This is a genomic window from Janthinobacterium sp. SUN118 (genome assembly GCF_030397695.1).
Lineage (GTDB): Bacteria > Pseudomonadota > Gammaproteobacteria > Burkholderiales > Burkholderiaceae_D > Janthinobacterium.
On sequence record NZ_JAPUBV010000001.1, the window covers coordinates 2,484,273 to 2,501,903 of the forward strand.

Genomic DNA, 17,631 nt, shown 5'->3' on the forward strand with positions numbered 1-17,631 from the left:
TTATGCCACGACCGTATGTTTAGCTCCATGTTCGCCGTATCGTCCGATACGCTGCCGTATATCTATGGCACGCACAATTACTGGCTGGTGCTGTTTTCCATCGCGATCGCCATCTTTGCCTCGTTCATGGCCCTGCAGATCGCCGGCATGGCGCGCAGCAGCGAGCGCGGCTTCCAGCGCCAGACCGCCATCGTCACGGGCGCCATCGCGCTCGGCGGCGGCATCTGGTCCATGCACTTCATCGGCATGCTGGCCTTCGACATCTGCACGCGCGTCTCCTTCGATCCCAGCCTGACCCTGCTGTCCATGCTGCCCGGCATGGCGGCCTCCTGGGTGGCGCTGCACTTGCTGGCGCGGCCACGCATCAGCTGGCGCCAGCTGGTGGTGGGCGGCGTGCTGGTGGGCGTGGGCATCGGCTCCATGCATTACAGCGGCATGGCCGCCATGCAGACTTCGCTGACCCTGCACTACGAACCGTGGCTGTTCGCGCTGTCGCTGCTGGTGGCCGTCGTCATGGCCATGCTGGCCTTGTGGATACGCTTCGGCCTGAACGCGTTGCGCCAGCGCCTCAATCCGCTGGCATCCTTGCTGGTCAGCAGCGTGGTGATGGGCCTGGCCATCTCCGGCATGCATTACACGGGCATGCTGGCGGCGCGCTTTTCCGGCACGCCCACGGTGGGCGACAACACGATTACCGTGCAGGCGTCGTTCGTGGCGCTGGCCGTGGCCCTGATCACCGTCACCCTGACCGTCTTCGTGGCCGCGGCGAACGGCTTGCTGCGCTACCGCCAGCTGCTGCGCCATGCCAGCGCCAGCGAGTCGCGGTTGCGCGCCATCGTCGACACGGCCGCCGACGGCTTGATCACCATCGACGGCCAGGGCAAGGTACGTTCCTTCAATCCGGCCGCCGAAGCCCTGTTTGGCTGGCGCGAAGCCGATATCGTGGGGCGCGACGCGAGCCTGCTGCTGCAGGCGGCCGATGCATCCCAGTACCAGGGCTATCTGCGCGACTACCTGGAAACGGGCGCCTCGCGCATCCTCGACAGCGGACGCGAACTGGAAGGCCGGCACCGCGACGGCGCCGTGCTGCCGATGCGCGTGGCGATCGGCAAGATCGAGACGCCGGGCCAGCCCCTGTTCGTGGCCTTTGTGACGGACATGCGCTCCTCGCGCAACATGGAGCAGGCGCTGAAGGACAGCGAGCGCCAGTACCGCACCCTGATCCGCAATATCCCCGGCGTGTCCTTCCACTGCAGCTTCGCGCCCGAGTGGAAGATGATCTTCATCAGCGACGCCGTCTTCAACCTGACGGGCTGGATGCCGCAGGACTTCATCGACGGTCGCGTCAGCATCTTCGAGCTGGTGCATCCGGACGACCGCCAGCGCGTCAATGACATCTGCGTGCAGGCGGCCGGCGAAAAGCGCGACTTTGAAAACGTCTACCGCATGATCCACCGCGACGGGCGCGAACGCTGGGTGCGCGAAAGCAGCGGCCCGGTGCTGGACAACGACGGCGTGGTGCGCTGGATCGACGGCGTCATCCTCGACATCACGGAAAGCGAATTGCGCAACGCCGAATACGAGGGCAAGGTGACGGCCATCTCGCGCGCGCTGGCCGTCATCGAGTTCGACCTGCAGGGGCGCATCCTGGAAGCCAACCAGAACTTCCTCGACCTGGTCGGCTACCAGCTCGACGACGTGCGCGGCCTGCATCACAGCATCTTCTGCGAACCGGCCTATGTGACCTCGCCCGCGTATGCGGCTTTCTGGCAGCAGCTGGCGCAGGGCGAATTCAATACGGGCGAGTACAAGCGCATCGACAAGGCCGGCCGGGAAGTGTGGATACAGGCGTCGTACAACCCGATCTTCAACACGGACGGCAAGCCGTTCAAGGTGGTCAAGCTGGCCACCGACATCAGCGAGCGCCGCGCCATGCAGGAAAACCTGCGCGCGGCGAAAGACCGCGCCGAACTGGCCGCCGAGTCGAAGACCAGCTTCCTGGCCAATATGAGCCACGAGATCCGCACGCCGATGAACGCCATCATCGGCTTTACGGAAGTGCTGCTGGGGACGGCCCTGGACAGCCTGCAGCGCCGCCACCTGGGCACGGTGCGCCAGTCGGCGCGCTCCTTGCTCGAACTGCTCAACGACATCCTCGACACGGCGAAGCTGGAAAAGGGCGCCACCGAGCTGGAACTGGTGGACTTTTCGCTGCCTGACCTGGTCGACCACGTGGCGGCCTCCCTGCGCATCACGGCGCGCGCGCGCGAGCTGGTGCTGCTCGTCGACGTGGACCCGGGCATGGGCCAGTTCTTCCTGGGCGACGCGCGCCGCGTGCAGCAGGTGCTGACGAATTTGATCGGCAACGCCGTCAAGTTCACGGAGGCGGGCCATGTGCGCGTGGCGGTCGACATGCAGGGCGCCAGCGTGCATATCGCCGTGCACGACACGGGCATCGGCATACCGGCCGACCGCCTGGAGAAAATCTTCGCGCCGTTCACGCAAGCCGATTCCTCGATGAGCCGGCGCTTCGGCGGCACGGGCCTGGGCACGACGATTTCGCGCCAGCTGGTCGAGCTGATGGGCGGCACCATCACGGTGGAAAGCACGCTGGGCGTGGGCAGCGTGTTCCACGTGCTGCTGCCGCTGGCGCCGGGCAAGGCCGTCCTGCGCCGTAGCGAGCAGCCCGTGGTGGCCTTGCCGCCGCTGCGCATCCTGGCGGCCGACGACGTGCCGCAGAACGTGGAGCTGCTGCTGATCAGCCTGGGCGCGGCCGGCCACCAGGTGATCGCCGCCAGCGATGGCGAGAGCGCCGTGCGCGAATTCAGCAAGGGCAGCTTCGATATCGTGCTGATGGACGTGCAGATGCCGCGCATGGATGGCCTGGAGGCGGCGCGCCTGATCCGCGTGCACGAGCGCGAACAGGGCCTGAAGGCGACGCCCATCATCGCCCTGACGGCCAGCGTGCTGGAACAGGACCGGCGCGCGGCGCAGACGGCAGGCATGAACGGCTTCGCTTCGAAGCCGCTGGAAATGCACAAGCTGACGGCGGAAATCGCGCGCCTGCTCGACATCTCCGTCGTCCAGGCGGCGCAGGCGGCGGCCCCGCCGGGCGCCACGGCCGGCCAGGTGGACTGGCAGCGCGGCGTCGCCCTGTGGGGCGGCCGCGACACCCTGCAGCGTGCCATCGCGCGCTTCGTGCAGGCCAATGGCGGTTGCGCGGCCTTGCTGGCCACGGAACTGGAACGGGGCGGCAGCAGCGTCGCCGGCCATCTGCTGCACCGGGTCAAGGGCGCGGCGGGCAACCTGTGCCTGGTGCAGGTCGAGCGCCTGCTGGGCCGGATCGAGCAAGCGATCGCGCGCCAGCAGCCCGTTACCGAATTGCTGGCACAGCTGGCGGCCGCCTTTGCGGCGCTGGGCGCCGAGCTGGAAGAGGGGACTGAAACGCTGCCGGCCGCGGTCATGGAAGTGCCCGCGGATGCGGCGCCGCTCGACGGCATCGCCGCCGGCGCCTTGCTGCGGCAAGCCATCGCCAGCCTGGAGGGCGGGCAGCTCGACGACGCCCTGATGGCGCAGATCGCCGCCATGCTGGCGCCGCATGGCCAGCAGCTGCGCCTGCAGGCGCTGGCCGGCGCCATCGACGACTTCGAATTCGCGCGCGCCGCGGGCGTGCTGCGCCAGCTGCTGGACTGGCTGGATGCTCCTGCGCCGGCCGACCATTCCTGATATTGGGCTTGAGATGACCTTACACGAAGACAAACCGACCCTGTTGCTGGTCGACGATGAAGCGACGAACCTGCAGGTGCTGCGCCAGATCCTGCAGGACGACTACCGCCTGCTGTATGCCAAGGATGGCGAGAAGGCGCTGGAACTGGCGCAGAACAACCCCGTCGAACTGATCCTGCTCGACATCATGATGCCGGCCATGACGGGCTATGAAGTGTGCCGCCAGCTGAAGGCCATGCCGGCCACCGCAGCCATCCCCGTCATCTTCGTCACCGCCCTGTGCGACGTGAAGGACGAGGCGGACGGCTTCGACGCCGGCGCCGTCGACTACATCACGAAACCGGTCAGCCCGCCCATCGTGCGGGCCCGCGTGCGCACGCATTTGTCGCTGGTGGACGCCGAGGAATTGCGCCGCTCGCGCCTGCAGGTGATCCAGACCCTGGGCCAGGCGGCCGAGTACAAGGATAACGAAACGGGCATGCACGTCATCCGCATGAGCTATTACGCGCGCCAGCTGGCGCTGGCGGCCGGCTACAGCGCGGCCAGGGCCGAGGATTTGCTGAATGCGGCGCCCATGCACGACGTCGGCAAGATCGGCATCCCCGACGCCATCCTGCAAAAGCCGGGCAAGCTCGATGCGGACGAATGGAAAGTCATGCGCAGCCACGCCGAGATCGGCGCGGCCATCATCGGCGAGCACGCGGGCGGCCTGTTGAAAATGGCGCGCACCATCGCCCTGACGCATCATGAAAAATGGGATGGCAGCGGCTATCCGCAAGGCTTGAAAGGCGAGGAAATTCCCCACGAAGGGCGCATCGTCGCCATCGCCGACGTCTTCGACGCCCTCACCAGCGAGCGCCCGTACAAGCCCGCCTGGACGGTGGCGGACGCGATCGCCACCATGCAGCGCGACAGCGGCACGCACTTCGACCCGCAACTGCTGGCGCTGTTCATCGACCACTTGCCGGCCATGCTGGAGATCAAGGACCAGTGGCGCGAGCCGGCGTGAACGGGCTGCGCACCGTGCTGTCCCGTATAGTGATTGCTTGATTTTGAGCGCAGGATTGCCCATGGATTACCGGAACCGCATCGCCGACTATCTCCAGCAATGGTCATTGCAGGCCGATGGCGTGCCCGTGCACACGCACGGCGCATGCCTGCTGCCCGTGCTGCGTGGCGGCCAGCCGGCCATGCTGAAACTGTCGGCGGGTGGCGACGAGGGGCGCGCCGGCGCCGTGCTGCGCTGGTGGGATGGCGACGGCGCCGTGCGCGTGCTGGCCGCAACCCCTGACGATGACGTCCTGCTGCTCGAGCGGGCGCCGGGTTCCCGTGCGCTGGCCGCGCTGGCGCACGCGGGGGAGGCGGGCGACACAGCCGCCACCGGCATCCTGTGCGCCGTGGCGGCACGCCTGCATGCGCCGCGGCCCATGGCGCCGGCGCTGCCTGCCTTGTCCGGCTGCTTTGCCGCGCTGGCCGCTGCGGCCGCGCACGGCGGCGTGTTTTCCGCCTGCCACGCGGTGGCGCGGGATTTGCTGGCGGCGCCGCAGGACAGCGTCGTGCTGCATGGCGACCTGCATCACGGCAACGTGCTCGATGGCGGCGCGCGCGGCTGGCTGGCCATCGATCCGAAAGGCTATGTGGGGGAGCGGGGCTTCGATTTCGCCAATATCCTGTGCAACCCGGATGCCGCGCTGGCCACTGCGCCTGGCCGGCTGCAGCGGCAGGTGAGCGTGATCGCCGGTGAGGCACGCCTTGATCCGGCGCGCCTCTTGGCGTGGGTCGCCGCGTGGGCCGGCCTGTCTGCGGCCTGGCACCTGGAGGACGGCACGCCGCCGCAGACGGCGCTGGCGGTAGCCGCCATTGCGCTGGGCGCCTTGCGGGCGTGACGGCGCCTAAGGCAGGCTGTCGGGCTGGCGCAGGATGCGCCGTATCTCCAGAATCGCCTGCGGACTTTCCTGCACGCTGTGCCATGACGGGATGACTTTTTCCGACTGTGCGCCATCGAGGTGGGCGCTGGCGTAGGGCACCACGCCGTCGCTCGACTCAAGCAGGGGCAGCTCCGGCGTGTCGTTGCCCATGATCGAGTAGTAGCGCACTTTCGGGCTGATGGGCAGGTCCGCCACCAGGCGCACGAACGGATCCTTGTCGCTGAGGTTATCGATGCTGTTGGGGATGCGCAGCGGTTCGCTGCTGCCCGTGTCGAGCTGCGCCAGGCTGCCGGCGGCGTCCGACAACTGATCGAGCATGGTGATGGGCAGCGTCACGAGGTTGGCGATCCAGCGCGCCACCTTGTGGTTGGCGAACGAGGTGCCGCGGTGCGGCGCGGCGATGAAGATGGCGCGGTTCACCTGCGGCATGGCCGTGAAATCGAGGTAGGGCTGCAGCCCGGCGCGCACTTTCTCGGCCTTCTTGCCCTTCAAATTGTATTCTTCCGTGATGGCGTCGAGCAGGGTGTTGCTGGCGTCCGAGACCATCAGGCGCGCCAGCACGCCGCCCATGCTGTGGCCGATCAAGACCATGTCGTTCGCGGCGGCGGCCTTGGCCGACGGGTCGAAATGCGCCAGGGTGGCCTCCAGCGCCTTGCGGATGGCGACGTTGTTGGCGGCCAGCGGCGCATTGCTGGGGTAATACACCTGCCAGATCTGGTAGCGGCGGCGCAGCTGCTCGTCGCCCATCAGTTCATTTGCCACGTTGATCCACGCTTCCGGGCTGCTGGCCAGGCCATGCAGCATGACGATGGTGCGCTTACTCGGGTCGTACGGCTGCATCAGGTGCACCTGCGGGCGCGAAATGCCGTCGGCGCGGCCGAACAGCGTGCGCAGCGCCTGCACGCCGAAGCCGGAACGGGCCAGCCACAAGCCATAGCCGGCCGTGAAGTTGGCTGCGACAGGCAGTTCCTGGCCCGCCATGCGCGTCGCTTCGCTGCGCGTCGGGTCGACCAGCATCACCATCAGCTGCTGCGTGGCCAGCACTTCCTGCAGGCTGTTGCCGTCGAAGCGGATCAGCGCCGTGACGACGGGAAAACGCGTTTCCTGGTATGGCACATACTCGCCTTTCGGTGCCTGTGGCTTGGGCATGACGGCCACCAGGTCGGCGCCGAAGCCGTCGCGCCGGTAGACATTGCGCAGGCCGGAAAACGACAGCGAGGTGGCCGGCAGCAGTTCGTCGGGCAGGGTGCCGTCTTCGGGCAGGCGCAGCGCCGACAGTTCGCTGTCGATTTCCCAGCCGGCGGCGCGGATCACGTGGCCGTCCGGCCGGTATTCGCCGCGGTGGCGGAACAGGTTGCCGACGGCTTTTTGCACGGCGTAGTTGTAGTAGTCGCGGATCTGAGTCTGGCGCTCCTCGAAGGCGCGCTGGCCCGGCGTGCGCGTCGTGTAGAACAGGTAGGCGTAGGCGTAGCGGGCCGATTCCAGCCAGGCGGCCAGCAGTTCGGCGCTCGGGCGGCCGACCTGTTTTTCTTCCGCCAGTGCGCTTTCCAGCCACAGTTCGGACAAGGTCGCCAGGCGCTGTTCGTCGCTGAGCAGCTCGGAGCGGGCCAGGTCGGCGCGGCAGCTGCCGGTATTGGCTTCGCAGGCGGCGATGTCGCTGCCGATGATGCGCAGCACCTCGCTGGCCGAGGCACTGAGTTTGCCCGTGGTGAGGATGTCGCCGCGCCGCTGCTGCAGGTAGTCGGCCGGCGAAATGGCGCTGACGGTGACGGCGGCGCAGCCGCTCAGGAGCGCCGCGGCGCACAGCAGGGCGCATACGCGCAGACGCCGCATCAGCATGGGCGCGCGTCCTAGAACGAGTAGACCAGCGTCAGCGAGGTTTGCGTATCCGTGTTCTTCTTGTCGTCGGGCACGCGCGTGTCGTTGCGGGCGCTGAAGGCCGCCTTCATCTGCATGGTGCCGTTGATCTTGGTGCTGAGGGCCGTCTCGGCGATCGAGTGGGTGTTCGAGGTGCCCCGTTCGACGCTGATCGTTTGCGTAAACATCGCCGACTGGCTGATTTTCCACTTCATGGCGGCCGCGCCACGCACCGTCAGGCCGTGTTCCGATTCGCCCGCGTCATTGGTGCCGCTGAAATAGCCAGGACCGATTTCCACGTCGACGCTCTTGTCGTTCGACTGGTACCAGCGCGAGCCATGACCGACGGCCAGGGTCGAGTATTTGGTGTAGGCGCCAAACTTGTCGTTGACGTGCGAGGCCAGCACGAACAGCTTTTCGTGGTCGGCCATCAGCTTGTAGGCGGCCTTGGCGGAGGCGGAAAAGCGCTCGGCCGAGCGTTCGCGCACCTTCTTGCCGTCATCGTCGGTGGTTTCGTCTTCCTTGAAGTAGCCGCTGAAGATGTACTGGTTGCTCCAGTCGTCGAGCTCCTGGCGCGCGTCGATCTTGCCCGTGACGGAGGTGCCGACCGTGTTGCCCGAGGTGGTGATGGCGCCCAGCTCGGCCGAGGTGCTCCAGCTGCCGATGGCGATTTCGTCAAACAGCATGCTTTGCTTGGTGTCCTTGGCGGCAGCGGCGCCGCAGGTGATGGCCATGGCCAGCGCCAGTGCGAGAGAGGGGGTCGATTTCATGGCTGTATTTGTCTGTGGCGCGCGCCAGCGTGGCGGCGAGCCTTTTGTTCGTTAGTGGCGATGGTGTCGATGCAGGCCGCGGCAAACCTGGCGCCGCCGGTAAAACATGCGCACATGCGCGCGCGGGCGCGGCCATACATTGTCGAGGCTGTATTGTACCCGACCCTGCCATCGGCCGCCGCACGCGCGCAGCGCCGCACGGGAACCGCGATGGCGGGCCGCCTCGCCAGGCTGATATGCGCCTGGTGCGCGCCGCCGCCGGCCACGCAGCGTGCCTGCGCGCGGGGCTGGCAAGTGGCGCGCGCCTGGCGTATGCTGCGCGTATCTGCCGCCCCGATTTTTACAAGGAACCACTGTGCGCTGCCTGGTCATCGAAGACGAAGCTGAAACTTCCCGCTACATTTGTGCCGGCCTGCGCGAGGCGGGCCACGACATCACGGCCTGCGACAATGGCATCGACGGCATGCGCCTGGCCTGCGGCGAGGACTGGGATGCGCTGGTGCTGGACCGCCTGCTGCCCGGCGAAATCGATGGCCTGGCCATTGTCGCGCGCCTGCGCGGCATGGGCCGCAACACGCCCGTGCTGGTGCTGTCGGCCCTGTCCAGCGTCGACGAGCGCGTGCGCGGCCTGCGCAGCGGCGGTGACGACTACCTGTCGAAACCGTTCGCCATTGCCGAACTGCTGGCGCGCATCGAGGCGCTGCTGCGCCGCGCCGCGCCCGTGCCCGAGTCGACGCAGCTGCAGGTGGCCGACCTGGTGCTCGACATGCGCACCATGCGCGTGACGCGCGCCAACCGCCAGATCGCCCTGCAGCCGCGCGAATTTCGCCTGCTGGAATACCTGATGCGCCATCAGGGCCAGTCCGTCACCCGCGCCATGCTGCTCGAAGCCGTATGGGACTACCATTTCGACCCGCAGACGAATGTCATCGACGTGCAGGTGAGCCGTTTGCGCACCAAGGTCGACAAGGAATTCACGCCGCCGCTGATCCACACGGTGCGCGGCGTCGGCTATACCCTGGGCGTGCTCGATAGTGCGTAGCCTGCACCGTTCGATCGCGGCGCGCCTGGCGCTCGGCTATGGCGTGCTGGTGGCGCTGTCGATCGCCGTCGTCTGCGGCCTGTTCTATTTCGGCACCATCGGCGTGCTCGATCGCAGCGTGGACCGCAAGCTGGTGCTGCTGTCCGAGCGCCTGGCCGCGTTGTACCGGCCGGAGGACGCCAGCCGCACGGCGGCGGAAATCGCCCATCTGCTGACCGACCGCACCGACAGCGACACGGAAATCTTCCTGCTGGTGGGCGCCGATGGCCATCGCGTGGCAGGCAACCTGTCGGCCTGGCCCGACACCGCCAGTCCCGTGGGCCAGCTGTTGCACCGCGACGTCACGCGCGAAGGCCGGCGCGTCCCGGCGCGCCTGCTGATCCGCGACCTCGATGGCGGCGCGCGCCTGTTCGTCGGGCGCGACATGGAGGAGGGCGAATCGATCCGCACCCTGGTACTGCGTTCGCTGGCCTTCGGCGGCGGCGTCGCCGTCCTGCTGGCCGTGGCGGGCGCCTGGCTGTTCCGGCGCCAGCTCGAGGCGCGCATCGGCCAGATACGCCGCACGGCGGCCGAGATCGAGGCAGGGGACCTGAGCCGGCGCATTCCCGTCTCCAGCGAAGATGAATTCGGCTTGCTGAGCCGCGACATCAACCGCATGCTCGACCGCATCGAACACCTGATGGATGGCGTGCGCCATGTGTCGAACGCCATCGCGCACGACTTGCGCACGCCGCTGGGACGCATCCGCAACAAGCTCGATGGCGCCCTGCGCCAGCAGCAGAGCGTGGTCGCGTATGCAGGCGCGGCGCAGGCGGCGATCGACGATATCGACGACCTGACGCGCGTGTTCGACAAGCTGCTGCAGATCGCGGCGGCCGAATCGGGCATGCGTCCCGAGAATTTCGATGACATCGACCTGCAGCAGATCGGTGCCGACATCGTGGAAATGTACGAAGCGACGGCCGACGAGCAGGGCGTGCTGCTGGTGCAGATGTATGGCGACGGCGTGCCGGCGCGCGGCGACCGCAACCTGCTGGGCAGCGCACTGGCCAGCCTGGTCGACAACGCCATCAAGTACGCGGGACCGGGCGCCACGGTGGAAGTGTCGGCCGGCAGCGACGCGCAGGGCAGCTGGCTGGCCGTGCGCGACAACGGCCCCGGCGTGCCGCCGGAAGAGCTGCCGAAGCTGACGCAGCGCTTTTACCGCCTCGACAAGAGCCGGCATTTGCCCGGCAATGGCCTGGGCCTGTCCATCGTGGCCGCCATCGCCGTCCTGCATGGCGGTAGCCTGGAGATCGAGGACGCGGCGCCGGGATTGCGGCTGAGGCTACGCCTGGTCTAAACGCCGGGCCGGATGCCTTGCCGCAGGCGAGGGGCGCCCCGGCTGGTGCCCGGCAACAAAATCCGGGCGCCAAATAGTTGTTTTATTGGATATTCAAAAAGATATTAATTGCAATTTTTGCATTCATGTGGAATAGTCTGGCGTCCGGCAATACTGCCGTCGGGAGCCTGGCGAGCTCGCATGCTGGCGTCTATCGCCCAGCCTATATCAGGGGTGTGAAATGGGAAGTGCAGTATCAGACGGCAGGGTGTCCGGCGGCCGCGTCGTTTCGCTGGATGGCATACGGGGCATCGCCGCCCTGTTTGTCATGGTGTATCACCTGCCGCTCATTTTCGGATTCGCTATCTCGCATGCCTATCTGGCGGTCGACCTGTTTTTCATGCTTTCGGGCTGGGTCATGGCGTACAGCTATGCAGAACGCATACGCGAGGGCATGGCGTTCAGGCAGTTTGCATTGCAACGCTTTGCGCGCCTGTATCCCCTGTATGCGGTGGCCCTGGCATTGGGAAGCGCATTTGCCTTGGTCAAATACCTGTTTGGCACGCCGACGGCCGCCACTTTGGCATGCTTTGTGCCCAATAGCATCATGTTGCCTTGCATGCTAGATGACCCTGAAAACTTTCCATTGAATCGCCCCGCCTGGAGCATTTTCGTCGAAGTGGCCATCAATCTCGCCTGGTACTTTGTCGTGCGCCATGGCATGAGCACCGTGCGCTGGAAGTTCGCCTGGCATCTGGGGGCGGTGCTGCTGTGCTGGGGCGCGGCGCTCATGGCCGAGCGCTTCCTGCGCGGTTATACGCCTGCGGATGTGCACGAGGGTTTGCTGCGCGGCCTGCTGGGCTTTTCGGCCGGCATCTTGTTGTTTCATTACCGCAAGCAAGCCTGGATACTCGCTTATTTTGCGGCGCTGTCCCTGGCCGTGCTGCTGGTTTTTGCCCGCAAGGGGCAGAGCGTCGACCTGATGCTGCATGTCGTCGCGATCATGGCCCTGTTTCCGGCGCTGCTGTGGCTGCTGGCCGCCATCCGTCCGCGTATCCTGGAAGGGAAAGTATCGGCCTTCCTCGGCGATATTTCCTATGCGGTTTATTTGCTGCATGTGCCCCTGGGCCTGATACTGATCAATCCCTTGCTGCGCCTGATACCGGGTGCCGGCCTGGCGCCGACCGCCGTCCGCGCCGCCTTGTTTACGGCCGTGCTGATCGCCTTGAGCAGCCTCAGCTACCATCGGCTGGAAAAACCGGCGCGACGCTGGCTGGTGGCCCGTTACGGAAAACCGGGCCGGCCGATGGGCGCTGCGGCGACGCCGTGATCCCCCAGCGGCACATTACCAACTTGTAACCCCCTTTGTTTTCGCTCCCACCTATCATCCGCTCTACCCGGCGTAGAGCGGCTGCGTGCGCGCAGCCGCCTGTTCCGGGCTGCCCGCGGTGCGCCGCGGATTGCCTGTCCCGATCCGTCGTAGAGCCGTTCCATGCATACTTTTACCGTCAGCGGGGAATCCGCCGCAGCGCCGCAGCAGGCAAGGCACCAGCATGGCCACCGCGTGAAAGCCGCGCTGGGTGCGCTGGTGTTCCCCGTGCAGCGCGCGCGCTGGCAAGCCTTCATCACCGAAACGCCGGGCCTGGCGGCGCTGGCGCAAGCCCATCCCAGCCTGCTGTATAAAATCTACCGTCCGTACGCATCGCGCCAGCTGGGTTGCGCGGCGCGCGTCAGCCTGCTGCAGGCGCATTACCGCTTCCTGTGGCAGGCGGGCGCGCGGCCTCTGGTGGAATATGCGGCGCGGCGTCCGCTGGTGCTGGCTGCCATCGAGGGCAAGGACGGCGCCACCTACCGCCTGCAGCTGACGGCCATCCACGACAGCCACCGCGAGGGCGACCTGTGCCTGCGCCTGACGCGCGACGGCGTCTCGCTGTACCTGGCCAGTTTCCTGTTCCGGCCGCAGCCCGGCGGCGGCGCCATCGCGCTGGGCGCGCTGCAGGGCTTGCGCTCGCAGGCGGGCGCGCAGGCCGTGCGCGACGCGACGCGGGCGCTGCACGGCTGCCGGCCGAAGAACCTGATGGTGGCCGCCTTGCGCGACCTGGGCGACTTTTTCGGCTGCGACCATGTGAGCCTGGTCAGCAATGCCAACCGCATCGCGCTGAACTGGCGCCGGCGCCGCCACATCAGCTGTGATTACGACCAGGCGTGGCGGGAGCTGCATGCGCTGCCCGCCAGCGACGGCAACTACCGCCTGCCATGCGGTCCCTGCCGGATGCCGGAGCTGGACCAGGTGCCGTCGAAAAAGCGCGCCGATGCGCGGCGCCGCGGCGCCATGCTGGTGCAGCTGGCGGCGGACATGCGCTGGCAACTGGCCGCCATGCTGAACGTGCCATGAGCAGGCAGGCGCGCGTTTCTTGACCTGGGCGGCTTTTTTGGCAGGCGACCGGGCGCGATCGACGCGATCGGCGTATACTTACCGGCGTTCTCAACCTGAAGCCAGTCACCCCATGCCAGCACAATTTCCCACTTCGCGCATGCGCCGCCTGCGCGCGACCCCGCAACTGCGCGAACTGTTCCGCGAAACCGAGATCAATCCGCGCGACCTGGTTCTGCCGATCTTCGTCGACGAAGGCGCCAGCGATTTCATCGACATCACGTCCATGCCCGGCGTGCGCCGCATCCCCGAGGCGAAGCTGGCGCAGGAAGTCGAGCGCTATGCGCGCGCCGGCCTGCGTTCCGTCATGACCTTCGGCATTTCGCACCACAAGGACAGCCACGGCACGGACACCCTGAACCCGGACGGCCTGGTGGCGCGCATGTCGCGCATCATCAAGGATGCGGTGCCCGAGATGGTGGTCATGTCCGACACCTGCTTCTGCGAATACACGGACCACGGCCATTGCGGCATCCTGCATGGCGACACGGTCGACAATGACAGCACCGTGCTGAACCTGGGCAAGCAGGCCGTCATCGCCGCCCAGGCGGGCGCCGACATCATCGCCCCATCGGCGGCCATGGATGGCCAGGTGGCGGCCATCCGCAGCGCGCTCGACGCGGCCGGCTTCCACGACACGCCCGTGATGGCGTATTCGACCAAGTTCGCCTCCGGCCTGTACGGCCCGTTCCGCGACGCGGCCGGCAGCACCCTGAAGGGCGACCGCAAGACCTACCAGATGGATCCGATGAACCGCCGCGAAGCGGTGCGCGAATCGCTGATCGACGAAGCGGAGGGCGCCGACGCCCTGATGGTGAAACCGGCCGGAGCCTATCTGGACATCATCCGCGACCTGCGCGAAGTGACGCGCCTGCCGATCGGCGCCTACCAGGTCAGCGGCGAGTACGCGATGATCAAGTTCGCCGCGCAGGCGGGCGCCATCGACGAGCGCCGCGTGGTGCAGGAAACCCTGGGCGCCATCAAGCGCGCGGGCGCGGACATGATCTTCACGTATTTCGCGATGGATGTGCTGAACAATCCGTACTAAGCAAACCTGGGGCAGGGCAGCCGCCTTTTCAGCTATCATGCGCGCTGCCCAATCCGAAGCTGCGATTTGTCGCCGTTAGTCTATCCATGCCCCTGAAAATCTCCCGCATCCTGCACGCCGGCTATGTCTTCGAGTGCGAAGGCACGGCCATCGCCTTCGACCCCATCGTCGAAAATCCGTTCAGCCGCAATTGCCACGCATTCCCCTCCGTGCGTTTCGACCTCGAGGCGGTGCGCCGGCTGCGCTGGGATGCCGTCTTCATTTCGCATTTCCACGACGACCACTGCTCGCTCGACAGCCTCGATGCGCTCGACCGCGCCACGCCCATCTACCTGTACTGCGTCTTCGACGAACTGTTCGCCATGCTGCGCGCGCTCGGTTTTACCGCCGTCGAGCGCCTGCACGTGGATGCGCCGGTGCGCGTGGGCGCCATCGAGGTGATACCGCGCCGGGCGCTGGACGACGATGTCGACTCGCTGTTCCAGGTGCGCGCCGCCGGATTGAACGTGCTCAACGTCGTCGATTCCTGGATCGGCCCGGAGACCCTGGCGCAACTGGCCGCGTTCGCGCCATGGGACATGGTGCTGTGGCCCTTCCAGACCATGCGCGAGATTGCCGTCATCGCGCCATCGCAGGCGGCCCGGGGCCAGGTGGAACTGCCCGACGACTGGCTGCCGCAGCTGCGCGCGCTGGCGCCCCGTTACCTCGTGCCCAGCTCCTGCCAGTTCGTGCAGGAAGACTGGTCGTGGTACAACCATGCGATGTTCCCCATCACGTACGCCCGGTTTGCGCGGGAGATCGGCGCCGCGCTGCCGGGGGCGCACATCTTCCGGCTCGATCCGTCGACGGCCGTGCTGCTTGACGCGCAAGGCTTGACCGCTGCGGCGCCGCTGCCCTGGGTCATCCCGGTGGGGCCGCAGGACGTGGATTTCGACTACCGTCCGGAGGCGCCGCCGCCCGCCACGGCGGACATCGCGCGCCATTTCGCGCCCCTCGATGCCGAGGATACGGCGCTGGTGCTCGACTTTTGCCGCCATGGCCTGCTTGAACGCTACCGCGACATGGAGCTGCCCGAGGACAGCTACTTCCAGCAGCCACGCCTGTGGCGGCTGTCGCTGTACGGCCACGACGGCGCGGCCACGGTCCTGCATTACCGCACGCATGGCGACTTGATCGACCTCGTGCCCGATACCGGTGAAGCGCCCGGCTGGACGACGCAAGTGCCGCTGGTGAAATGCCATGCGGCGCTGGTGCTGGGCGAATCGCTGACGTCGATGTACATGCGCATCAACGATGGCGCTTTCGATGCCGCCACGCAGGCCGAACTGAGGGATGCCGACCTCGTCGACGATCCCCTGATCCGCTGCCTGTTCAACGACGCCATCGGCGCCTACCAGGCGGCGCAGCTGAAACGCCTGCTGGCCCGCTGAAGAAAACGCGGCGACAGGGTAAGATAGCTGCTTCTGACTTTGATCTGGAAAGACACCATGGCACACGACAATGAAACCGCAATCCTGGCCGGCGGCTGCTTCTGGGGCGTGCAGGACTTGCTGCGCCGCTATCCGGGCGTGCTGGCCACGCGCGTCGGCTACAGCGGCGGCGACGTCGCCAACGCCACCTACCGCAACCACGGCACGCATGCGGAAGCCATCGAAATCATCTTCGACCCGCAAGCCATCAGTTACCGCAAGATCCTCGAATTCTTCTTCCAGATCCACGACCCCAGCACGCCGGAGCGCCAGGGCAACGATCGCGGCAGCAGCTACCGTTCGGCTATCTTTTACACGAGCGACGAGCAACGGCGCGTGGCCGAAGAGACCATCCGCGACGTCGACGCGTCGGGCCTGTGGCCGGGCAAGGTGGTGACGGAAGTGGCGCCGGCCGGCCCGTTCTGGGAAGCGGAGCCCGAGCACCAGGATTACCTGCAGCGCTTGCCGCACGGCTATACCTGCCACTACATCCGCCCGGACTGGGTCTTGCCGCAGCGCGCACAGTAAGCGCGCGGGGCAGGGGAGACGGCGATGCGCTATTGGCGGGTGGAGCGGCGGCAGGCGGAGGGGCAGCTGGACCTGGGGCGCGCCCTGGACCTGGTGGCGGCCATCGGCCATGCCGACGTGAATGCCATGGCGGGCGCCATCCTGAAGACGGTCGGCACGGCCGCGCCGATCGCCCAGTGCACGATCTTCGCATATGAATTCGGCAACCGGCCGCGCACGGTGGCTGTGGCGGACCGGCGCGGCGGGCGCTTCCTGCAGGATATCGCGGACAGCTACGCCCGCCACTACTACGCGCTCGACGGCAACCAGAGCGTCATCGCCCCCGCCGCCCGGCCGAAAATCGACCCCGCCATCGTGCTGCACCAGCAAGCGAGCGACGAGATCCGCCATCCCGGCTACCGCGCCGCCTGCTACCAGCGGCCGAATGTGTCGGACCGGCTGTCCTTGCTGGTGCAGCCGGCCAGCGATATCTGGCTGTCCGTCAATTTTTACCGCGACAGCGGCCAGGGCAAGTTCCAGCCCGGCGAAATCGCCGGCATCGAAGCCCTGTCGCCCCTGTTTGCATATGCGGCCAGGCACCACTACAGCCTGAACGGCCAGCCGGCGCAGGGCGTCGCGCCCATGATGCTGGCCCGGCTGCGCCAGCATGGCCCGCAATTGAGCAAGCGCGAACTCGATGTCCTGCGCGGCGTGCTCGAAGGACTGACGGCCGTGGAGATTGCCGAGACCATGGGCGTGCAGCCGGCGAGCGTCATCACCTACCAGAAGCGCGCGTACAAGCGCCTGGGCATTGCCAGCCAGCGACAATTGTTTGCGCTATGTCTAGGCCCGCAAGCGGCATAGATGCTAGCGCTGCCTGGTTGCCGGGGCCTGCATAAAATAGCTGAAATTCAAGGTGATAATGTGCGCGTATTGATACGGGAATACGGCCTATGCTGCTTGCAGAGTGTTGACGCGTTGAAACAAAACAACCGTCGGCAAGGCTGATAGCCAGCGCCTGTCGCAGCCCGCGATCTCCTGTTTCCCTGGCTCAGGAACCACCCCGAAGGAGTTCATTGTGTCCACATCTGAATTGAATGCGGTAGAACACGTGTATTTGATCGCCGGCAATCTCGGCCTGCCAGGCGCACCCATCCTGAATCTGGCCCTGTTCTACAACCCCGACGATGGCACGGTCAGCGGCGAAGCCCTGATCACGCAGTCGATCGCGCCTCCGCACGGCCGCGTGGTGATCCGCCCCGTCAGCGGACCCGTGCATGGCCTGGGCGTGGGGAAAACCACGCGCGTCTTCAGCCTGCGCGGCGAATATGTCGTGTCCGTGCCGCCACCGGCCATCGGCAGCTACCTGGCACAGTTCGAAGCGACGTTTGCCACCGACAACAACTGGAGCGGCCACGGCTCCTTTATCTATGACCAGCAAAAGGTCGATAACGTGCCGATCAAGAAACGCGGCTAAGCACGCCGCCCGACGGCATCGGGCCATGACGGCGGCATCCCACGCGGGCCGC

The 17,631-nt window shown here is 66.7% G+C and carries 14 protein-coding genes; 12 read left to right on the forward strand and 2 right to left on the reverse strand.

Going from position 1 to position 17,631, the window contains the following annotated elements:
- Nucleotides 1-15 precede the first annotated feature (15 nt).
- The 3 genes from O0880_RS11145 to O0880_RS11155 all read left to right on the forward strand — a co-directional run bounded on the left by O0880_RS11145 (nucleotide 16) and on the right by O0880_RS11155 (nucleotide 5,612).
- Nucleotides 16-3,726, forward strand: a complete 3,711-nt coding sequence (locus tag O0880_RS11145; protein ID WP_289886490.1) for a PAS domain S-box protein — start codon at nucleotides 16-18, stop codon at nucleotides 3,724-3,726.
- 13 nt (nucleotides 3,727-3,739) lie between these two features.
- The gene (locus tag O0880_RS11150; RefSeq protein ID WP_289886491.1) at nucleotides 3,740-4,735 is read left to right on the forward strand and encodes an HD domain-containing phosphohydrolase; all 996 of its coding nucleotides are present in this window, start codon (nucleotides 3,740-3,742) and stop codon (nucleotides 4,733-4,735) included.
- A 61-nt stretch (nucleotides 4,736-4,796) separates the two neighbouring features.
- On the forward strand, nucleotides 4,797-5,612 hold the full coding sequence (locus tag O0880_RS11155; RefSeq protein ID WP_289886492.1) for an aminoglycoside phosphotransferase family protein: 816 nt from the start codon (nucleotides 4,797-4,799) through the stop codon (nucleotides 5,610-5,612).
- A 6-nt stretch (nucleotides 5,613-5,618) separates the two neighbouring features.
- Here the strand turns inward: O0880_RS11155 and O0880_RS11160 are convergent, their stop codons facing one another.
- Both O0880_RS11160 and O0880_RS11165 read right to left on the reverse strand, forming a co-directional pair.
- Nucleotides 5,619-7,493, reverse strand: a complete 1,875-nt coding sequence (locus O0880_RS11160; RefSeq protein WP_289886493.1) for an alpha/beta fold hydrolase — start codon at nucleotides 7,491-7,493, stop codon at nucleotides 5,619-5,621.
- 11 nt (nucleotides 7,494-7,504) lie between these two features.
- A complete protein-coding gene (locus O0880_RS11165; RefSeq protein WP_071323411.1) occupies nucleotides 7,505-8,281 on the reverse strand; it encodes a DUF481 domain-containing protein in 777 nt (258 codons plus the stop codon).
- 355 nt (nucleotides 8,282-8,636) lie between these two features.
- Between O0880_RS11165 and O0880_RS11170 the strand changes: the two genes are divergently transcribed.
- The 9 genes from O0880_RS11170 (at nucleotide 8,637) to O0880_RS11210 (ending at nucleotide 17,579) form a co-directional block, all read left to right on the forward strand.
- The gene (locus O0880_RS11170; protein WP_071323412.1) at nucleotides 8,637-9,323 is read left to right on the forward strand and encodes a winged helix-turn-helix domain-containing protein; all 687 of its coding nucleotides are present in this window, start codon (nucleotides 8,637-8,639) and stop codon (nucleotides 9,321-9,323) included.
- The gene (locus O0880_RS11175) at nucleotides 9,316-10,665 is read left to right on the forward strand and encodes an ATP-binding protein (RefSeq protein ID WP_289886494.1); all 1,350 of its coding nucleotides are present in this window, start codon (nucleotides 9,316-9,318) and stop codon (nucleotides 10,663-10,665) included. Before O0880_RS11170 ends, O0880_RS11175 begins: the two co-directional genes overlap by 8 nt.
- Nucleotides 10,666-10,885: 220 nt before the next feature.
- A complete protein-coding gene (locus tag O0880_RS11180) occupies nucleotides 10,886-11,974 on the forward strand; it encodes an acyltransferase (protein ID WP_289886496.1) in 1,089 nt (362 codons plus the stop codon).
- A gap of 162 nt (nucleotides 11,975-12,136) precedes the next feature.
- The gene (locus O0880_RS11185) at nucleotides 12,137-13,039 is read left to right on the forward strand and encodes a DUF535 family protein (protein WP_289886497.1); all 903 of its coding nucleotides are present in this window, start codon (nucleotides 12,137-12,139) and stop codon (nucleotides 13,037-13,039) included.
- Between the two features lie 112 nt (nucleotides 13,040-13,151).
- Nucleotides 13,152-14,126 (forward strand): porphobilinogen synthase, encoded by a 975-nt coding sequence (gene hemB, locus O0880_RS11190; protein ID WP_071323417.1) that lies wholly within the window; start codon nucleotides 13,152-13,154, stop codon nucleotides 14,124-14,126.
- 86 nt (nucleotides 14,127-14,212) lie between these two features.
- Nucleotides 14,213-15,556: an MBL fold metallo-hydrolase gene (locus O0880_RS11195; RefSeq protein ID WP_289886498.1), complete on the forward strand. Its 1,344-nt coding sequence runs from the start codon at nucleotides 14,213-14,215 to the stop codon at nucleotides 15,554-15,556.
- Between the two features lie 57 nt (nucleotides 15,557-15,613).
- Nucleotides 15,614-16,123 (forward strand): peptide-methionine (S)-S-oxide reductase MsrA, encoded by a 510-nt coding sequence (gene msrA, locus O0880_RS11200; RefSeq protein WP_071323419.1) that lies wholly within the window; start codon nucleotides 15,614-15,616, stop codon nucleotides 16,121-16,123.
- Nucleotides 16,124-16,147: 24 nt separating this feature from the next.
- On the forward strand, nucleotides 16,148-16,966 hold the full coding sequence (locus tag O0880_RS11205) for a helix-turn-helix transcriptional regulator (protein ID WP_289886499.1): 819 nt from the start codon (nucleotides 16,148-16,150) through the stop codon (nucleotides 16,964-16,966).
- Between the two features lie 214 nt (nucleotides 16,967-17,180).
- Nucleotides 17,181-17,579 carry a DUF1842 domain-containing protein gene (locus tag O0880_RS11210; RefSeq protein WP_071323421.1) on the forward strand — a complete coding sequence of 133 codons (399 nt, stop codon included), beginning with the start codon at nucleotides 17,181-17,183 and terminating at the stop codon, nucleotides 17,577-17,579.
- The last annotated feature ends 52 nt before the right edge of the window (nucleotides 17,580-17,631 follow it).

Bases quoted from the DNA above. Each gene is read 5' to 3' on its own strand.
- msrA (WP_071323419.1), top strand. From the start codon at position 15,614: ATGGCACACGACAATGAAACCGCAATCCTGGCCGGCGGCTGCTTCTGG.
- O0880_RS11160 (WP_289886493.1), bottom strand. From the start codon at position 7,493: ATGCTGATGCGGCGTCTGCGCGTATGCGCCCTGCTGTGCGCCGCGGCG.
- O0880_RS11145 (WP_289886490.1), top strand. From the start codon at position 16: ATGTTTAGCTCCATGTTCGCCGTATCGTCCGATACGCTGCCGTATATC.
- O0880_RS11205 (WP_289886499.1), top strand. From the start codon at position 16,148: ATGCGCTATTGGCGGGTGGAGCGGCGGCAGGCGGAGGGGCAGCTGGAC.
- hemB (WP_071323417.1), top strand. From the start codon at position 13,152: ATGCCAGCACAATTTCCCACTTCGCGCATGCGCCGCCTGCGCGCGACC.
- O0880_RS11195 (WP_289886498.1), top strand. From the start codon at position 14,213: ATGCCCCTGAAAATCTCCCGCATCCTGCACGCCGGCTATGTCTTCGAG.
- O0880_RS11155 (WP_289886492.1), top strand. From the start codon at position 4,797: ATGGATTACCGGAACCGCATCGCCGACTATCTCCAGCAATGGTCATTG.
- O0880_RS11185 (WP_289886497.1), top strand. From the start codon at position 12,137: ATGCATACTTTTACCGTCAGCGGGGAATCCGCCGCAGCGCCGCAGCAG.
- O0880_RS11180 (WP_289886496.1), top strand. From the start codon at position 10,886: ATGGGAAGTGCAGTATCAGACGGCAGGGTGTCCGGCGGCCGCGTCGTT.
- O0880_RS11165 (WP_071323411.1), bottom strand. From the start codon at position 8,281: ATGAAATCGACCCCCTCTCTCGCACTGGCGCTGGCCATGGCCATCACC.
- O0880_RS11150 (WP_289886491.1), top strand. From the start codon at position 3,740: ATGACCTTACACGAAGACAAACCGACCCTGTTGCTGGTCGACGATGAA.